The 14,631-nt window shown below is 51.3% G+C and carries 15 protein-coding genes and 1 pseudogene; 1 reads left to right on the forward strand and 15 read right to left on the reverse strand.

The genetic code is table 11. The annotated features are described in order from the left end of the window. Nucleotides 1-10 precede the first annotated feature (10 nt). From EL294_RS06990 to EL294_RS07010, 5 genes are all read right to left on the reverse strand, one after another. Nucleotides 11-538 carry a sigma-70 family RNA polymerase sigma factor gene (locus EL294_RS06990; RefSeq protein ID WP_126466118.1) on the reverse strand — a complete coding sequence of 176 codons (528 nt, stop codon included), beginning with the start codon at nucleotides 536-538 and terminating at the stop codon, nucleotides 11-13. 92 nt (nucleotides 539-630) lie between these two features. Continuing rightward, a complete protein-coding gene (locus tag EL294_RS06995) occupies nucleotides 631-783 on the reverse strand; it encodes a YvrJ family protein (protein WP_126466119.1) in 153 nt (50 codons plus the stop codon). A 1-nt stretch (nucleotide 784) separates the two neighbouring features. Further along, on the reverse strand, nucleotides 785-1,012 hold the full coding sequence (locus EL294_RS07000; RefSeq protein ID WP_126466120.1) for a DUF2922 domain-containing protein: 228 nt from the start codon (nucleotides 1,010-1,012) through the stop codon (nucleotides 785-787). Between the two features lie 11 nt (nucleotides 1,013-1,023). Beyond that, complete coding sequence (locus EL294_RS07005; protein ID WP_126466121.1) at nucleotides 1,024-1,230, reverse strand: DUF1659 domain-containing protein; 207 nt, start codon at nucleotides 1,228-1,230, stop codon at nucleotides 1,024-1,026. 225 nt (nucleotides 1,231-1,455) lie between these two features. Next, nucleotides 1,456-3,870 carry an S-layer homology domain-containing protein gene (locus EL294_RS07010; protein ID WP_126466122.1) on the reverse strand — a complete coding sequence of 805 codons (2,415 nt, stop codon included), beginning with the start codon at nucleotides 3,868-3,870 and terminating at the stop codon, nucleotides 1,456-1,458. Nucleotides 3,871-4,498: 628 nt separating this feature from the next. Here EL294_RS07010 and EL294_RS07015 point away from each other — a divergent pair. Beyond that, nucleotides 4,499-4,786 (forward strand): GIY-YIG nuclease family protein, encoded by a 288-nt coding sequence (locus EL294_RS07015; RefSeq protein ID WP_126466123.1) that lies wholly within the window; start codon nucleotides 4,499-4,501, stop codon nucleotides 4,784-4,786. 1,452 nt (nucleotides 4,787-6,238) lie between these two features. Here EL294_RS07015 and EL294_RS07020 read toward each other — a convergent pair. The 10 genes and pseudogenes from EL294_RS07020 to EL294_RS07065 all read right to left on the reverse strand — a co-directional run. Beyond that, nucleotides 6,239-6,721, reverse strand: coding sequence for a shikimate kinase (locus EL294_RS07020; protein WP_126466124.1), 483 nt, complete (start codon nucleotides 6,719-6,721; stop codon nucleotides 6,239-6,241). Then, nucleotides 6,718-7,686, reverse strand: a complete 969-nt coding sequence (locus EL294_RS07025) for a chorismate synthase (RefSeq protein ID WP_197721089.1) — start codon at nucleotides 7,684-7,686, stop codon at nucleotides 6,718-6,720. The genes EL294_RS07020 and EL294_RS07025 overlap by 4 nt, the downstream gene beginning before the upstream one ends. An 8-nt stretch (nucleotides 7,687-7,694) precedes the next feature. Further along, entirely contained in the window at nucleotides 7,695-8,879 is a 1,185-nt protein-coding gene (locus EL294_RS07030; RefSeq protein WP_164715256.1) for a 3-phosphoshikimate 1-carboxyvinyltransferase, read from the reverse strand. A gap of 355 nt (nucleotides 8,880-9,234) precedes the next feature. Continuing rightward, nucleotides 9,235-9,705 (reverse strand): DNA-deoxyinosine glycosylase, encoded by a 471-nt coding sequence (locus EL294_RS07035; RefSeq protein ID WP_232006468.1) that lies wholly within the window; start codon nucleotides 9,703-9,705, stop codon nucleotides 9,235-9,237. A 98-nt stretch (nucleotides 9,706-9,803) separates the two neighbouring features. Beyond that, nucleotides 9,804-10,976 carry a chromate efflux transporter gene (gene chrA / locus EL294_RS07040; protein ID WP_126466128.1) on the reverse strand — a complete coding sequence of 391 codons (1,173 nt, stop codon included), beginning with the start codon at nucleotides 10,974-10,976 and terminating at the stop codon, nucleotides 9,804-9,806. Between the two features lie 129 nt (nucleotides 10,977-11,105). Next, nucleotides 11,106-12,683 (reverse strand): ribosomal protection-like ABC-F family protein, encoded by a 1,578-nt coding sequence (gene abc-f / locus EL294_RS07045; RefSeq protein WP_126466129.1) that lies wholly within the window; start codon nucleotides 12,681-12,683, stop codon nucleotides 11,106-11,108. Between the two features lie 184 nt (nucleotides 12,684-12,867). Next, on the reverse strand, nucleotides 12,868-13,155 hold the full coding sequence (gene lepB / locus EL294_RS07050) for a signal peptidase I (RefSeq protein ID WP_126466130.1): 288 nt from the start codon (nucleotides 13,153-13,155) through the stop codon (nucleotides 12,868-12,870). Then, nucleotides 13,146-13,415, reverse strand: a complete 270-nt coding sequence (gene lepB, locus EL294_RS08190) for a signal peptidase I (protein ID WP_126466131.1) — start codon at nucleotides 13,413-13,415, stop codon at nucleotides 13,146-13,148. The genes lepB (EL294_RS07050) and lepB (EL294_RS08190) overlap by 10 nt, the downstream gene beginning before the upstream one ends. A 451-nt stretch (nucleotides 13,416-13,866) precedes the next feature. Beyond that, nucleotides 13,867-14,292 (reverse strand): hypothetical protein, encoded by a 426-nt coding sequence (locus tag EL294_RS07060; protein WP_232006469.1) that lies wholly within the window; start codon nucleotides 14,290-14,292, stop codon nucleotides 13,867-13,869. Nucleotides 14,293-14,398: 106 nt separating this feature from the next. Further along, a pseudogene (locus EL294_RS07065) lies at nucleotides 14,399-14,617 on the reverse strand (response regulator); the annotation flags it as partial. Between the last annotated feature and the right edge of the window lie 14 nt (nucleotides 14,618-14,631).

Genomic DNA, 14,631 nt, shown 5'->3' on the forward strand with positions numbered 1-14,631 from the left:
CCTACGCTTTCTAAAACAACAGACGCCGCAGTTTTTTGAGCGCGCGGCACTTGGTATTCGCCACGGTGGCGTATTGCAACCCCAAAAACCCCGCAATCTCAGAAATAGACAGATCCTCATAGTAAAACAGGCGAATTACGGTCTCCTCGCGCGGCGCCAGGCGCCCGATGGCACGGCGCACTTCCTCGCACGCCTCGTTGAGGGCCGCCTCTTCCTCTACGTCGTCGTCAGCGGGCGTCGCATCCGCCACTTCGCCTTCGAGGGGAATCGCCTTTTGCCGCAGCCGTTTTTTCAGATCGTCCTTTAAGAAATACTCCAACTGCGTCTTAAAGTACAGGTGAAAGGGAACGCCCTTTTCCTCGTCGTAGTCCTCGATACAACGGAGCAATATCAACGCCGCCTCTTGCTCCAAATCTTCCCAATCCGGCGCAAAGGGCTGTATGCGTCTAATACAGAAACGCACATAGGGCTTTGCCTCCGTCCACAAACCCGCGACGAACTCGGCGTCGGTCGCCGTTTCGGGTACTTCCCATTCCATGTCTCCACCCCTTTCATGCTATCAGTATAGCAAATTTAGAACATATGTTCAATAGATGGTAAAAAAAGAGAGCGGATGGTTCCGCCCTCCCTTTAGTTCACGCTCTTCTCGATCGAGTGGCTGAGCTCCAGAATGCTTTTGTTGAGCATTTCGAGTTTGTCTTCCATGCGGAGGATCATATAGCTTGCCACCACGATGGGAAAGCCGGTGTTGGCGATCAGCGAGAGGATTTGCTCTAAGGGCATTTTACGCTTCCTCTTGGTCCAGAATGACGCGAGAGCTCACGGTAAAGATTTCGGCCTTTTTGTGGCGCACCAGCGCCGCGCGGTCGCGAAACACCTCGCTTTGGATGATGGCATTGACCGCGGTCATGACGTCCTCGGCGGTGAGATCCGCCTTGGGGTCATCTACCCGCAAGGTCATAGACTTGTCGTCCGCGTCCGCAAAGCTCATATTCAGATACGTTTTTTCCATCCCTTACCTCCTTATGCCAATCGCTCGGTGGTGATCGCTTCGACGTAGATGACCTCTTTTTCAGAGAGCGTGTTCAGCGCTTCCGCCACCTGTTGCATGTTTTCGTTGGTCGCCTCGGCGCGCACGCCGTAATAGGTCTTGCTGCGCGTCTTTTGCTTGCCGTCTTCGCCTACGCCCGCGTCGTGGGTCAGGCGCAACGCTTTTTTTACACTTGCCATAATATTCTCCTTTTCTCATTCCGCGCCGCCGAAGGGAGGCGGCGCTGTGTCTTTCTTGCCCCTTCATACGAGTAATAGAATAAGGGCGCATTTTTTACCTATGGGAATGGGAAAAAGTTTGGGAGAATTTTTGGAGATGCGGTGGAGGCGGTCTGCAACGAATTCTGGGCAATAAAAAACCCGCGTTTTTCAACGCGAGTTTTTTGTTCTAGATGCTAACACAAGTTAAGCAATGGGTTCGAGGTCTTCGTCAGCTGCGTTGTTGTATTTTTCGATCTTTTCATTCAAGCTCGCAATAGCTGCCTTAACATCTTCTCTTTCCTTTTGTTCTGCATTCAGCTCATCGTAAGCTGTTTTTGCATCTTCGATTGCTTTCTTGGTGGGAGCATCTACATTGATATCATCTTTAGCCGTTACTTTTGCTTCAGCTGCGATGAAATCATAAACTGCAGGGTTTTTGGCTTTATCAACGATGTCGTTTACTTCAGCAAAGGTTGCTGCATCGTTGATTGCCTTTTCAATTGCATCCGTCAACAAATTAGCATCTTTCAGTTCTTTGATAGATGTTTCTTTGTGTTGTGCAAGAGCATCTTCGAAGGTAGCTCCGTGATTCTTGACATCAATGATTTCACCAACGATGTTGTCGTTGTTGATTCTCTTAATGGTCATTTCGAGCACGTCGCCTGCTGCGGGTCTAGAAGCTCCATCTACGCCAAATTTAGTAACTCCAAGTTTGGTAACGAAGGGAGTCTTGCGGGGGGAGTAGGTGTCTCCGTCTTTGAGGTAAACCAATACGTGGGACAGTTGTCCGTTTTCACCCGGGGTGAAGGAGATAAACTTACCGGTTACAACTTCAGGATCCTTAGCAACATCGCTATTGTCTACCATCTTGCCTCTGAGTTCGTCGGTCTCGGGAACGACGGAGATGATGGCAAGTTTGTTGCCGTTTTCAGCCAATTCGATTTGTACCTTTTCTCCCTTAACGAGTTGGTTACGGAAGAAGGTCTTGGTGTTGGCGGAAAGGTCGAAACTGTTGGTGAAGCCGTATTTATCCTTCAGCACGATGCTGTTGGCTTTTTCGATTTCCACGTTCTTGGTGGTCTTGTCAGGCTCTACCAATTGCAGATCCTTAATTTCGTAGATCGGATCCTTTTCGTAATCGATCAAGACGTTGCCGTTTCTAAGCTCACCATTGCGGTGTGCAAGGTCGATTACGTCATAGTTGGTGAAGTTGTAGTTATAGGGCCATACAGTGTCGATCTTGCGAAGGTCAACTTGCTCAATCGTTGTCGGGTTGTAGCCCGGTTTTTGGAAGCTGAGCATGAAGTCGGGGCGGGAAACTGCCTTTTCAACACGAACGATGTCGTTGGTGTCTTGGTTCTTAGCGTTGTTAAATACAACAACCTTAGCTTCCTTAACGCCGGACTTCGGCAGCACTTCGTAAGCGAGGTAAACTCGTTCCGTTTTGTCGCCGAGAAGCTTAGCTACGGCAGCCTTATCCTTCATTTGGGTAAGGATGTTTTGGTCGTAGTCTGCTACATAGTAAACAGTATCAGAAGTGGTTTGATATTTTTCGCCACCGAATCTGATGTTATCGAGTTTGTTTTCGCCATCTACCTTAAGGGTAACATCGTCCTTAGCGTCAACGGCGAAGCTACTTTGTGCTTGGTCGAGGGTCTTGTTGCCAAGGTCTACCCAAGCGGTGGTGCGGTTTTGCAAACCAACAACGGGGTTACCCATTTCGATAATGTGGCTTACGTTGCCGTCTTTGTCAGCGAGTACACGTACCAAGGAACCTACGAAGTAGCTGTTTCTGTCGAGGATGCTTTCCAACCAGAGTTGGGTGTCGCCCTTAGCGGAAACAAATACGGTTTCGTTGGTAACCTTGAATTTCTTTTCGAAATCGCCTTGGTTGAGAACCAAATCATAGTTTACGGATTTCTTGCTGATGATGCCGCGGGTTTCGTTGGTGGGAACCGGCTTAACAGTTCTCAGCTTGTAGAATGCATTGTAGATCATTGCAAATGCATCTTTACGGGGAGCCTTAGCGTGTTCGTCAGCAACGCTTACGCCGTCCAAGATACCTTCTTGTGCAGCCCATCTCATCCAGGTGGTTGCCCAGTCTCTGTTCGCCTTGTATGCCATGTCTTTGGTCAAGTCTTCCTTCACCAAAACTACGAGCATCTTAGCGAGTTCCGCATAGCTAACTTCTCTTTGGGGACGGAAGGTACCGTCTTCGTTGTAGCCTTCGATAAAGGGAAGACCGTTAGCGGGGGAGGACTTGCTTGCGCCTACGGAGATGTAGCCGTTTACGATAGAATCAACGGTTACGTCCGGGAAGGGGCGGTAAAGTCCTTGCAGTTTTGCTGCCAAGTCTTGTTCGCCGATAGCGTATACAAGCATCTTAGCGACTGCGTCTCTGCGGATCGGACTGTCAAGGTCCATGTTTCCGGTTTCTTTGCCTTCGTCGTCTGCCAAACCAATGACAATCTTGTTATCGATAAGCCATTGAACCTTTTGGTTGGTAGAAGTCAGTTTGGGAACTTCCTTCTTATCCGTAGCGGCAGCCGCAAAGACGTTTCCGAAGGTGCCGAGTACCATGACTAGTGCTAGTACAAGGCTAAGAAATTTCTTTTTCATCTTGTCTTACGACCTCCTTATGAATTTTCAGATTCTCCCAGGCATATTCCTGTGAATCTTACTACATTATACCATCGAGTACCTTCGCCTTCAAGTTCGAAGTCGATGGGGATCTCATAGTCGGGGCCCGAAATTTTCGGACTCTGTCCCGTCCTATGGTAATTTCATTATACACGATTGTATTATTTAGTAAAATTACAGTTTAATGACACCATTTTTGTCGCGCGGCGGTATTTTTACCGATTTTTGGCTTTTGTGGCGGTGGGGTTACGGAATGGGGTGGGGTTTTGGGGTGGATGCGGAGGGAGAGGATTGTCGTTCTGAGTGCGGGGCGAGGCCGAAACGCGCGACGGTATCTTCTGTATCGGGCACTAAGGCACGCAATAGGCACCGTGCAGGCAGTCGACCCGCAATAGCTTACGGAGATCCATTCGACTCGAAGCACAGCTTCTCGCTCAGGATGACAAGAATAAATTGGCAATAGCATTCAAAAGATCCGACTTCCCCGCAAAAGCTATGCTCAGGATGACAAGGTTTTTGTCTGCTCCATTGTCATTCTAAGTGCGGGCAAATGGGTACAATGGCATTGCCGGATAATTTTGCACTTTAACCCAAGAAAGAGGTGTATATGCGAGATTATTTTGTCTATATTCTAAGCAACAAAACGGACAGTACGTTATACATAGGGGTTACCAATGATTTGTTGCGACGGGTATGGGAACACAAGGAGAAGTCGGTTGCCGGGTTTACGGCGAAATATAATGTCAATAAGCTGGTGTATTACGAGGTGGCGGGGGATGTGGATGTGGCGATCGCTCGCGAAAAGCAGTTGAAAGGATGGAACCGGCGAAAGAAAGAGGCTTTGATTGATGCGATGAATCCGGAGCGTGAGGATTTATGGGAGAGTATTTTGTGAGGGAAAGAGGCGGTATAGGTATGGGTTATGTTTTAGGGTGGTACAACACGCAATAGGCACCGTGCAAGCAGTAGACCCGCAATAGCCAACTTGAGATCCGTTCGACTCCGCTGCGCTCCGCTCAAGATGACAAGGTTGGGTTTCGCAATAGCTTCTGCCGGAACGCACGACCCGCCCTATTGTCATTCTGAGCGAGGAACCCCGTTCCGAGTCGAAGAATCTCTTTCCCTATGCAAAGTCCGCAGAGAAGCCGGTGCCGGGACGCGCGGCGGTCCTTCTGTTTCTGGCAATACGTCACGCAATAGACACCGTGCAACCTTTCAACCCGCAATAGCTTACGGAGATCCGTTCGACCCGAAGCACAGCTTCTCGCTCAGGATGACAGGGATATTAAACGCAATAGCAGAGTGGGGTATCACGCCTTGTCGTGACCCTCCCCCACCTGTCATCTTGAGCAAGGGGCGAAGCCCCGCGTCGAAAGATCTCTTTCCCTATGTAAAGTCCGCTAAGAAGCCGGTGCCGGGACGCGCGGCGGTCCTTCTGTGTCAGGCAATACGTCACGCAATAGGCACCGTGCAACCTTTCAACCCGCAGTAGCTTACGGAGATCCATTCGACTCGAAGCATAGCTTCTCGCTCAGGATGACAGGGATATTAAACGCAATAGCAGAGTGGGGTATCACGCCTTGCCGTGACCCTCCCCCACCTGTCATCTTGAGCAAGGGGCGAAGCCCCGCGTCGAAAGATCTCTTTCCCTATGTAAAGTCCGCCAAGAAGCCGGTGCCGAAACGCGCGGCGGTATCTTCTGTATCGGGCGATATGTCACGAAGTATGTACCATGCAAGCAGTCAACCCGCAATAGCAGGCTCGAGATCCATTCGACTCGAAGCATAGCTTCTCGCTCAGGATGACAGGGATATTAAACGCAATAGCAGAGTGGGGTATCACGCCTTGCCGTGACCCTCCCCCACCTGTCATCTTGAGCAAGGGGCGAAGCCCCGCGTCGAAAGATCTCTTTCCCCATGTAAAGTCCACAGAGAATCCGATGCCGAAACGCACGACGACTCCTTCTGTTTCTGGCACTAAGACACGCAATAGGCACCGTGCAAGCAGTCAACCCGCAATAGCAGGCTCGAGATCCGTTCGACTCCGCTGCGCTCCGCTCAGGATGACAAAAATACTAAACGCAATAGCAGAGTGGGGTATCACGCCTTGCCGTGACCCTCCCCCACCTGTCATCTTGAGCAAGGGGCGAAGCCCCGCGTCGAAAGATCTCTTTCCCTATGTAAAGTCCGCTAAGAAGCCGGTGCCAAAACGCGCGGCGGTCCTTCTGTGTCAGGCAATACGTCACGCAATAGGCACCGTGCAACCTTTCAACCCGCAATAGCTTACGGAGATCCGTTCAACTTCGCTGCGCTACGCTCAGGATGACAAGGTTTTGTTACGCCACCCCCTATTCCTCCCGAAAGTCCCGCACGATCTCTTCTGCCGCATCGCGTATGCGCACGTTGTGCACGATGACGTCTTTAGAGGCGTCGTAGATGTGTTTTCTCTCTTGCCAGAGTTTTTCGACGGCTTGGAGCCCGCCGGCGGAAAGGGGCCGCCCGTCGGAGGAAAGTTCTTCCAGGGGCCGGCGCAGCCAGTAGACTTTGCCCCCTTCTCGCAGGGCTTCTACGTTTTCGGGATCGAGTACGCTGCCGCCGCCGGTGGCGATGACGACGCCCCACGCCTTGGCGGCGATGTGCACTTTTTCTTTTTCGATGGCGCGAAATCCCGCTTCGCCCCGTTCGGCGAAGATGGCAGGAATATCGCCATGGGTTTTTACGATTTCCTCGTCGATGTCGATGACGGGTATGTGATACAGGCGTCCGATTTCGCGGGCGATGGTGGTTTTGCCCACGCCGGGCATGCCGATGATGACGATGTTTTGTTTCATAGTTCTCCTCTTACCAATGCGATTTCGTCCAAGATCACGAGGGCACTCATCGCTTCGAGTGCGACGGGTATGCGCAGGACGATGGCGGTGTCGTGGCGGCCTGTGGCGGCGAATGAGATTTCTTTGCCGCTTCGGTCGACGGTGTTCTGTTCTTTTCCGATGGTGGGGGTGGGTTTTACGGCGATGTGGGCGACGATGTCGGATCCGGTGGCGATGCCGCCGAGGATGCCGCCGGCGTGGTTGGTTTCGGTGACAACGGCGCCGCCTTTGATCCGAAAGGGGTCGTTGTTCTCGGATCCCTTTTTATTGGCCGCGTCGAATCCCGCGCCGAAGGAAACGCCTTTTACGGCGCCCAAGGCAAAGTAGGCGGCCGATAAGCCAGATTCGAGTCCGCGAAAACGCGGGCCGCCGATGCCGGCGGGAACGCCCGCTATACAGAGGTCGACGATGCCGCCGAGGGAGTCTTTTTCGGCTTTAGCGCGCGCCAGGGCCGCTTGTATTTCTTTGGGATCGGATTTTCCACCGACTGCGGCGACGTTCGATGTGACGGTAACGCCGAGGGGCTTCAAGATGTCTTTCAATATGGCGCCCGCCGCGACGAGGGGGGCGGTCAGCCGGCCGGAAAAATGGCCGCCGCCCCGGGGGTCTTCTGCCCCTCGGTATTTGATGTGGGCGGTGTAGTCGGCATGACCCGGGCGAAAGGGCATGTCTGTATAGTCGTCGGGCCGGGGATCGAGATTGGGCACCCAAATGGCGAGGGGCATGCCGGTGGTGTGCCCCCGATAGATGCCGGAGAGGATTTCCCACGAGTCGGGTTCTTTTCTGGGGGTGCCGTAGGCGCCGGGTTTTCGGCGCGCCATTTCGCGGTCTATGGCGGCGGGATTTATGCGATGGCCCGGGGGCAGGCCGGTTATGAGGGCGCCCACGCCTTTGCCATGGCTCTCGCCGAAAACGGTGAGTTGCATTTTTCTTCCTATATAGTACATGGTTTTCCTCCCAATCGGCGTACGGCATCGAAGAAGCCGGGCCAGCTTTTGTCTACGGCTTCGGCGCCGCGTATGACGACGGCGCCATCTGCGGCGGTAGAGGCCATGGCGGCGGAAAAGGCGATGCGGTGATCGCCCCGCGCATCGACGGTGCCGCCTTGCAACCTGCCCGGGCGGACGGTAAATATGCCGTCTGTGTAGTCGCAGTCGATGCCCAATGCGCCGAGGAGATCGGCGGTGGCGCGAATGCGGTCGCTCTCTTTTTTTCGCAGTCGCTCTATGCCATAAAATTTGCCCCCGAAGCGCGATGCGACGACGGCCAGCGGCGGAAAGAGGTCGGGGTGGTCGGTCAGATCGATGGCGCCGCCCGTGCGGAGGGTTTCGATATATTCGCCCACGGCGCGGTCGCCCTGCAGGCTGTCTGGCTGTATGTTTTGTACCCGCACGGAGGAGCCGAGGGCGTTGGCGCCGTAAAAGTATGCCGCCTGGGACCAATCGCCTTCTATTTTTGCCTCGATTTTTTGTAGGGGCGCATCGCCCACGATATAGCCGCCGGGGACAGTTTGTATGGCGCCGCCCGCGCGGCGGATCATTTCGGCGGTCATGGCGATATAGGGACGGGATACGGGCCGCTTTATTTCTACCGCGACCTCCCCCGGCATGGCGAGTGCGGCCAATAGGAAGCCGCTCGCAAACTGCGCGGTTTTTGATGCGTCGACGGTGATTTTTCGAAGGCGCAAGGGGCCGCGGGCGGTGAGGGGAAGGCCTGTGCCTTCTACCGCTACGCCCGCTTCGGCGAGGGTGCGGAGGCCGGCTTCCCCGAGCCTTTGGCCGAGGCGCGCACTTCCCGTAAACACGGCGGTCTGTGCCAGGGCCGGGGCGATGGCGAGGAAAAAGCGAAGGGTGGTGGCGCTTTCGTCGGCGTCGATGACGGCGGTCTTTACGGTGCGGGCGGCGCCGATATGTATGCGGTTGCGGTCTTTGTGTATGTTCGCCCCCAATGCCGTTACGGCGCGAATGGTGGCGGCGACATCGCGCGAGATTTCGTCGAGTTCGACCACGCCCCCTTGCGGCGAGAGCGCGGCGAGGGCGATGTGGCGGTGCGCCAGGGATTTTGACGGCGGCACGGATACGGCGCCCTGCCACCGCCGGGGTGCAAGGTGTATGTTCACGGCTTTCCTCCTCTCTGGATATTGTATCGGAAATGGCGTCTGTAGGTATAGGGTTTTGCGAAGCGCGCAACACGTTCTCATGTTTCGGGCAAAAGGACGCGCAATCAGCATTGTGCAAGCGGTCAACCCGCAATAGCTTACGGAGATCCGTTCGACTCCGCTGCGCTCCGCTCAGGGTGACAAAGTTAGGGTTTCGCAATAGCCCGTGCCGGAACGCATTACCGCCCCCATTGTCATCCTGAGCAAGGGGCGACAGCCCCGCGTCGAAGGATCTCTTTCGCTAGAAAAGGGTAAGCGACGATGCCGATGCAGAAACGCGCGACGATCTCTTTTGCTCCGGACACGCCCTTCCCCGCTACTCCACATACGCGCGTATCGCGCTCCACGCTTTCTCCAGGTCATCCAGTCGATACCGCGCATTGGCGGGGCTGGTAGAGGGGAGTTTTACGCCGGGGATGTCGCTTTTGTCGGCATGGTATTTTTTGTAATATTTGTACGATGTTGCGCCGTTACAAAATACCCGGCGGATGTCGGCGGTCTCGAAGATTTGTCGGAGATCGGACGGCACGACGTTTTTGATGCTCGCATCTCCCGAGCCGATGATGTCGCATTGGTATATGGAATCGAAGACGGCGATATGGTGCGCGAGCAAGAATGCGCGCCGCTCGGCGATTTCTGTGCTGAGTCGCTCGTAGAAGAGTGCCTCCATCAGCGGCCAGAACCGGTTTTGAGGATGGCCGTAGAAGAATCCGTATTCCCGCGTTTTTACCGAGGGGAAGGAGCCGAGGATGAGGATTTTTGAATCCTCGCGATACAAGGGTTCCAAAGGATGAACGATGGTTTCGTGTCTGTTTTCTGTTGATTTTGGCCATGTTTTACTCCTGTACTTAAAATCTTTCTTCTATTATATATCTATATAAATGTTCATAGTATTATGCCCGCCAAAAGGGCACCGAGGACGATCAGGGGCGCGGGCACTTTTTTGGAAAATAGCAAGGCGGCACTCGCGACGACGGCGAGATAGAGGTCGATTTTTACGGGAAGGGCGGCGATTTGGGTGATGGCGGTCATGGCGATGAGGCTCGCGGCGGTGATGCTTACGCCTTCTAGGAAGTGGCGTACGCGGGTGAGTTCTCGGAGGGCGCGCCACAGGGGGAAGATGAAGAACACGAGTAGGATGCCCGGCAAGAAGATGCCGAAGCCGCCCAAAAGTCCCGCCAAGAAGGCGAAGTCGCTCCCTTCCATGGCGCGGGCGGATACAAAGGCGGCAAAGCTGAACAGCGGCCCGGGCACCGCTTGGTCGATGGCATAGCCCGAAAGGAAGTCCGCCAGCGAGATGGCGGATTGAGAATGCACCAAATCTTGAATCATAAGGGGGATGACGATTTGTCCGCCGCCGATGACGGAATAGCCGTAGCGATAAAAGGAGGTGTAGAGCATAACCCAGGGCGATTGGACCTGCGCCCGCAGCACCTCATTGACGAGGGCGATGGCTACCACCGCCGCCAAAATCCACCACTTGGGCCGGTAGCGAATGCGCTCGCCCGCGCCCTCTTTGCGGTATTCCCACAAGATGGCGAGACCGCCCGCGATCAAAAGAAGGGGCACGACCCACATGGATCGGCCCACCAAAAGGAGACTTAAGGCGAGCATCACGGCAAAGAGCGCGAAGTCGCGCCGGGTTTTGAGCACCTTTCGCGACAGGGTGACGGCGGCATATACGATAAAGGCCACCGCCACCGCGGGCAGATAGGTGAGGAGGGGCTTCAGGTCGCCGCTTCCGTCGATATGGGTAAAGAACACGCCGACGCCGCCCATAATGAGGATCGCCGGCAGCGCCCATACCAAGAAGGTGAGAAGCGCCAAGATCGGCCCGCCCATATAATAGCCCACCGCGGTGATGGTCTGCGTGCTACCGGGACCCGGCACCAGGGCAAACAATCCGATCATTTCGGTGAGTTCTTCCTCGGTGATGTATTTCTTTTGCTCTACCAATCGCGACGAAAATACGCCGTAATGCGCCTCGGGACCGCCGTAGGACCCTAAGGCGCAGATAAACACATCTTTCAAAAACGTGCTCCACTTGACCGCTTTCATTGCTTCTCCTTTGCCGTTGGTTTGTAGAATGGGCCTTCCTGTAAAGCATACCCCTTTTGTGGGAATACACGCCTACAAAGCGCGCATTCAACAAAAACAGCCCCTCAGCGGGGCCGTTTGTACGATGCATTAGGAGCGTTCTCTTTTGCGTTGTAACAATTCTTGAAATTCTCGCTCCAGTTCTTCGCGCTCGCCCTTCGGCGGGTTCGAAGAGAGGGCGGCGTTGATGGCACTCAGCCGAAAATCGATCCGCATCCTTTCTTCGTCCTCCGATGCCTTTCGATCGGATCGATGGCGATAGTCGCTGAAATTTCCTTGAAACGCGCGGATCTTTCGGTCTTCTATAAGAAGCAGCGCATCGGCCACGGCGTCGATAAACGAAACGTCGTGGGTGATCATAAGAAGCGGGCGGTCGTAGGCGATCAACAGCTGTTCCAGCGCCTCTATGGTCGCAATGTCCAAAAAGTTGGTCGGCTCGTCGAGTATCAGAAAATGAAACTCCGAAGTCATGAGCTTTGCGAGTTTTGTCTTTGCCTGCTCGCCGTCGCTCAAACGCTCTACGGTTTTGTGCACATCGGCGCCTTCGAGTCCCAGGCGCGCCAAGACGATCCGCGTCATGCTCTCGTCGTATATCGAGGTGGGCACGACGTTGTCGAGTATGCTTTCCTCTTCCGTAAGAATTTCCCCCATTTGGCTGTAATAGCCGATTTTCAGTTTCGGATGTACCCATATCCCTTCCCCGCGCAGGATCATGCTTACCAAGGTGGTCTTGCCCGCGCCGTTGTCGCCCAACAAGGCGGCTTTGGTGCCGTTTTCTATGGTAAATTCGGCATCTTGAAAGAGGACGCAGTCTTCGAACTGCTTGTTCAAATGCTCTGCGCGGATCAGAATTTTGCTGTGGATTTTTTCCGATGCGGGCGCCGACAAGCGAATCTCGGCTGCCTCTTTCGGCTTTTCCTTTTTCTCCAAGTGCTCGATTCTGGATTGAACCGATTTTACCTGTCGGTCCAGCTTTTTCTTGTTGCCCTGCCCGCCCATTTTGTGGAGGCGCGCCTCGGAATTTCCCATGCGCTTGGGCGTAGACCGCACCCTACCGGACTGCTTTTTGAGTCGATCGCCGACGCCCAGTAGCCGCTTCTTTTCTTTTACATAGTTATTGTATTCCCGCTGTGCAAACTTTTTGCGCCTCTCCCTTTCTTCTACATAAAATCGGTACCCGCCATTGTAGACTTCGACGGTCGTATCGTCGAGTTCGAAGATACAGTCACAGGTGCGTTCAATAAAGTCCCGGTCGTGGGAAACCACCATATAGCCGCCCTCTCGTCGGCACAGACTCTCTTCGAGGGCCTGAATTTGGCGGATATCCAAATGCGATGTGGGTTCGTCGATAAGCAAAAATGTGTCATTTTGTGCCAAAAATTCCTCGAGCCGCGCCCTTTGTCGCTGGCCGGGGCTCCGGGGATCGCGTGTGTTCGTTCGGGACCCGTCGCCTTTTCCCACGGCGGGCATGTACAACACCGGAAGCGTCGCTTGTATTTCGCCGGCAAAGTCGTCGTCCCGGCCGGCGAGCAGCTTTAAGAAGGTGGTCTTGCCGGCGCCATTGTCTCCGATCAGACCGATGCGCCGGTTTTCGTCGATTGTCAAATGGTCGATTTGTAGGATGGTTTGTGTGCCTATGGTTTTCACAAGATGATCGATTCGTATCATATATCCTCCATTCTGCCAGAGGACTTCGCCTCTTTATGCGCCTGTCGGTATTGGATTTAGAATCATTTCACACCTCCTTCTTCCTATCGACCACTCGAAAAAAAAGGAACTAATATAGTAGTGTGGCCTTATTTATGGGACGTAATGATTATGTCCCATCTTTGTAGCTATATTAATTAAACTGTCATATTTTTGTTAAGGGAAAAATTCTATAGCTGACTTTACCCACTACATTCTTAAAAGGAACTTCTCCAAAAGTCCTACTGTCAACACTTTCTCCAGGATACCTATTATCGCCAACTACAAAAAGTTCACCTTCCAAAATGGTATGCGGCTTAGCTGAATAAATTGGGTCAGTGTATAAACCATTTTCTATGTATGGTTCATTTAAAAGTTCACCATTAATGTATATCTTACCTCCTTCTATACTTATCTTGTCGCCTGGCAAACCCATAACTCTTTTTATATACATTTTTTATTATTTTTTATTGGGGGAGAAAAAATTATAATATCTCCCCTGGTGTATTTTTGGGGGTTGATGATATTCTCATATTTGTTGACTATTAATAAGTCCCCGTCTTCAAAGGTGGGATACATGGAACTTCCTTCAACATAAGAAGTCTGAAAAATAAAAGTTCTTATAAATAGGGCCAACAAGAAAGCTACTCCTATACTCAAAACCCACTCCCTTATATTTCTTGCTTTATTGGTATTTTTAGTGATATGAAACATTTTATTTTTAGCCTCCCTGCTATAGATATTTGATATTTATTATATATCAATCTACATAAAGCATGTTATAAAGTCAAACCCATTTGTAATATAGCTTTCTTTATTTTTAACTGTCAAGAAATGTGTAGACTAACAGAGGTCATTAGAACCTTAGTATATTATCATTTTCAAGTTGTTCAATTATTTTCCTTAACTCAATAAATTCCTTCTCTTAGTTTGTCATATTACCTTTTTTAGCTTACCATCTTATTTTCCTTGACATCAATACTATCGTCTCTCACAGTCGCTTGTTCCATCACATTCACTTCGTTCGCACTCTTGGATAGACTTTACACGAACCCCACCGTTTCCCCCCCTATTTCGCCAACAATGCTATCGCTTCGGCGTGGCTCGAGTGGTCAGTATGGATAAATTTTAATTTTTTAGGAAAGCCTCGTATGTGGGAACATATTTATTCTGCACTATTTCTAAATTCTTCTAGCATTTTATTGAGAACTAATGCATTTTCATATTCCTCAACAAATGCCCCCTCTTTGTACTGAGGAAAATTCGGAATATTTGGCATATGTACATGTTTTAAATATTCGTTTCTCTTACACCAATTATTCCTAATAAATTCTTTAAATTCCATACGTTCTTCTTCCGATTTAAATAATAGTATTACTTCAAAGAATTCCTGTCTTGAGAACTTATCACTGAAGGTTTCTTGAAAAAAGAAAAACTGATTTAATTTGTAAAGAAAAGTACCCTTAGTAAAATATCTATAAGAAAAATCCCAACTAAAGCTTTTGTTTTTGTCTAATGTAATTCCATCTATTTCAGGGCAAGACGTGAAGTACCTACCTCCATCTAAAGCAACCCCACCTAATTCTTTCAATAATGTCTGATAATATTTAAATTTTATATCATACCAATGTGGTCTTGAATCTGTTTGAGAAAAAAGATAATATTCATACCCATCTCTTTCATCTCTAGCACTCTTAAACTCTTATGTCCTTATCTTTTAATCTTTCTATCAAATGTTGACCGTCTTTATCTGGTAGATTTATGTCCAATAGTGCCACATCCATGTCTACATTCATCTTATAGCTTGCTTCGTAAAAAGATGATGCAATCTCTACTTCATAACCATTATTAACTAAATACTTTTCCATTTGTGATGAAATTTCTTTATTATCCTCTATAATCAAAACACTCTTCATTTTAATCCTCTCAT

This window comes from Aedoeadaptatus ivorii, from assembly GCF_900638585.1.
Lineage (GTDB): Bacteria > Bacillota > Clostridia > Tissierellales > Peptoniphilaceae > Aedoeadaptatus > Aedoeadaptatus ivorii.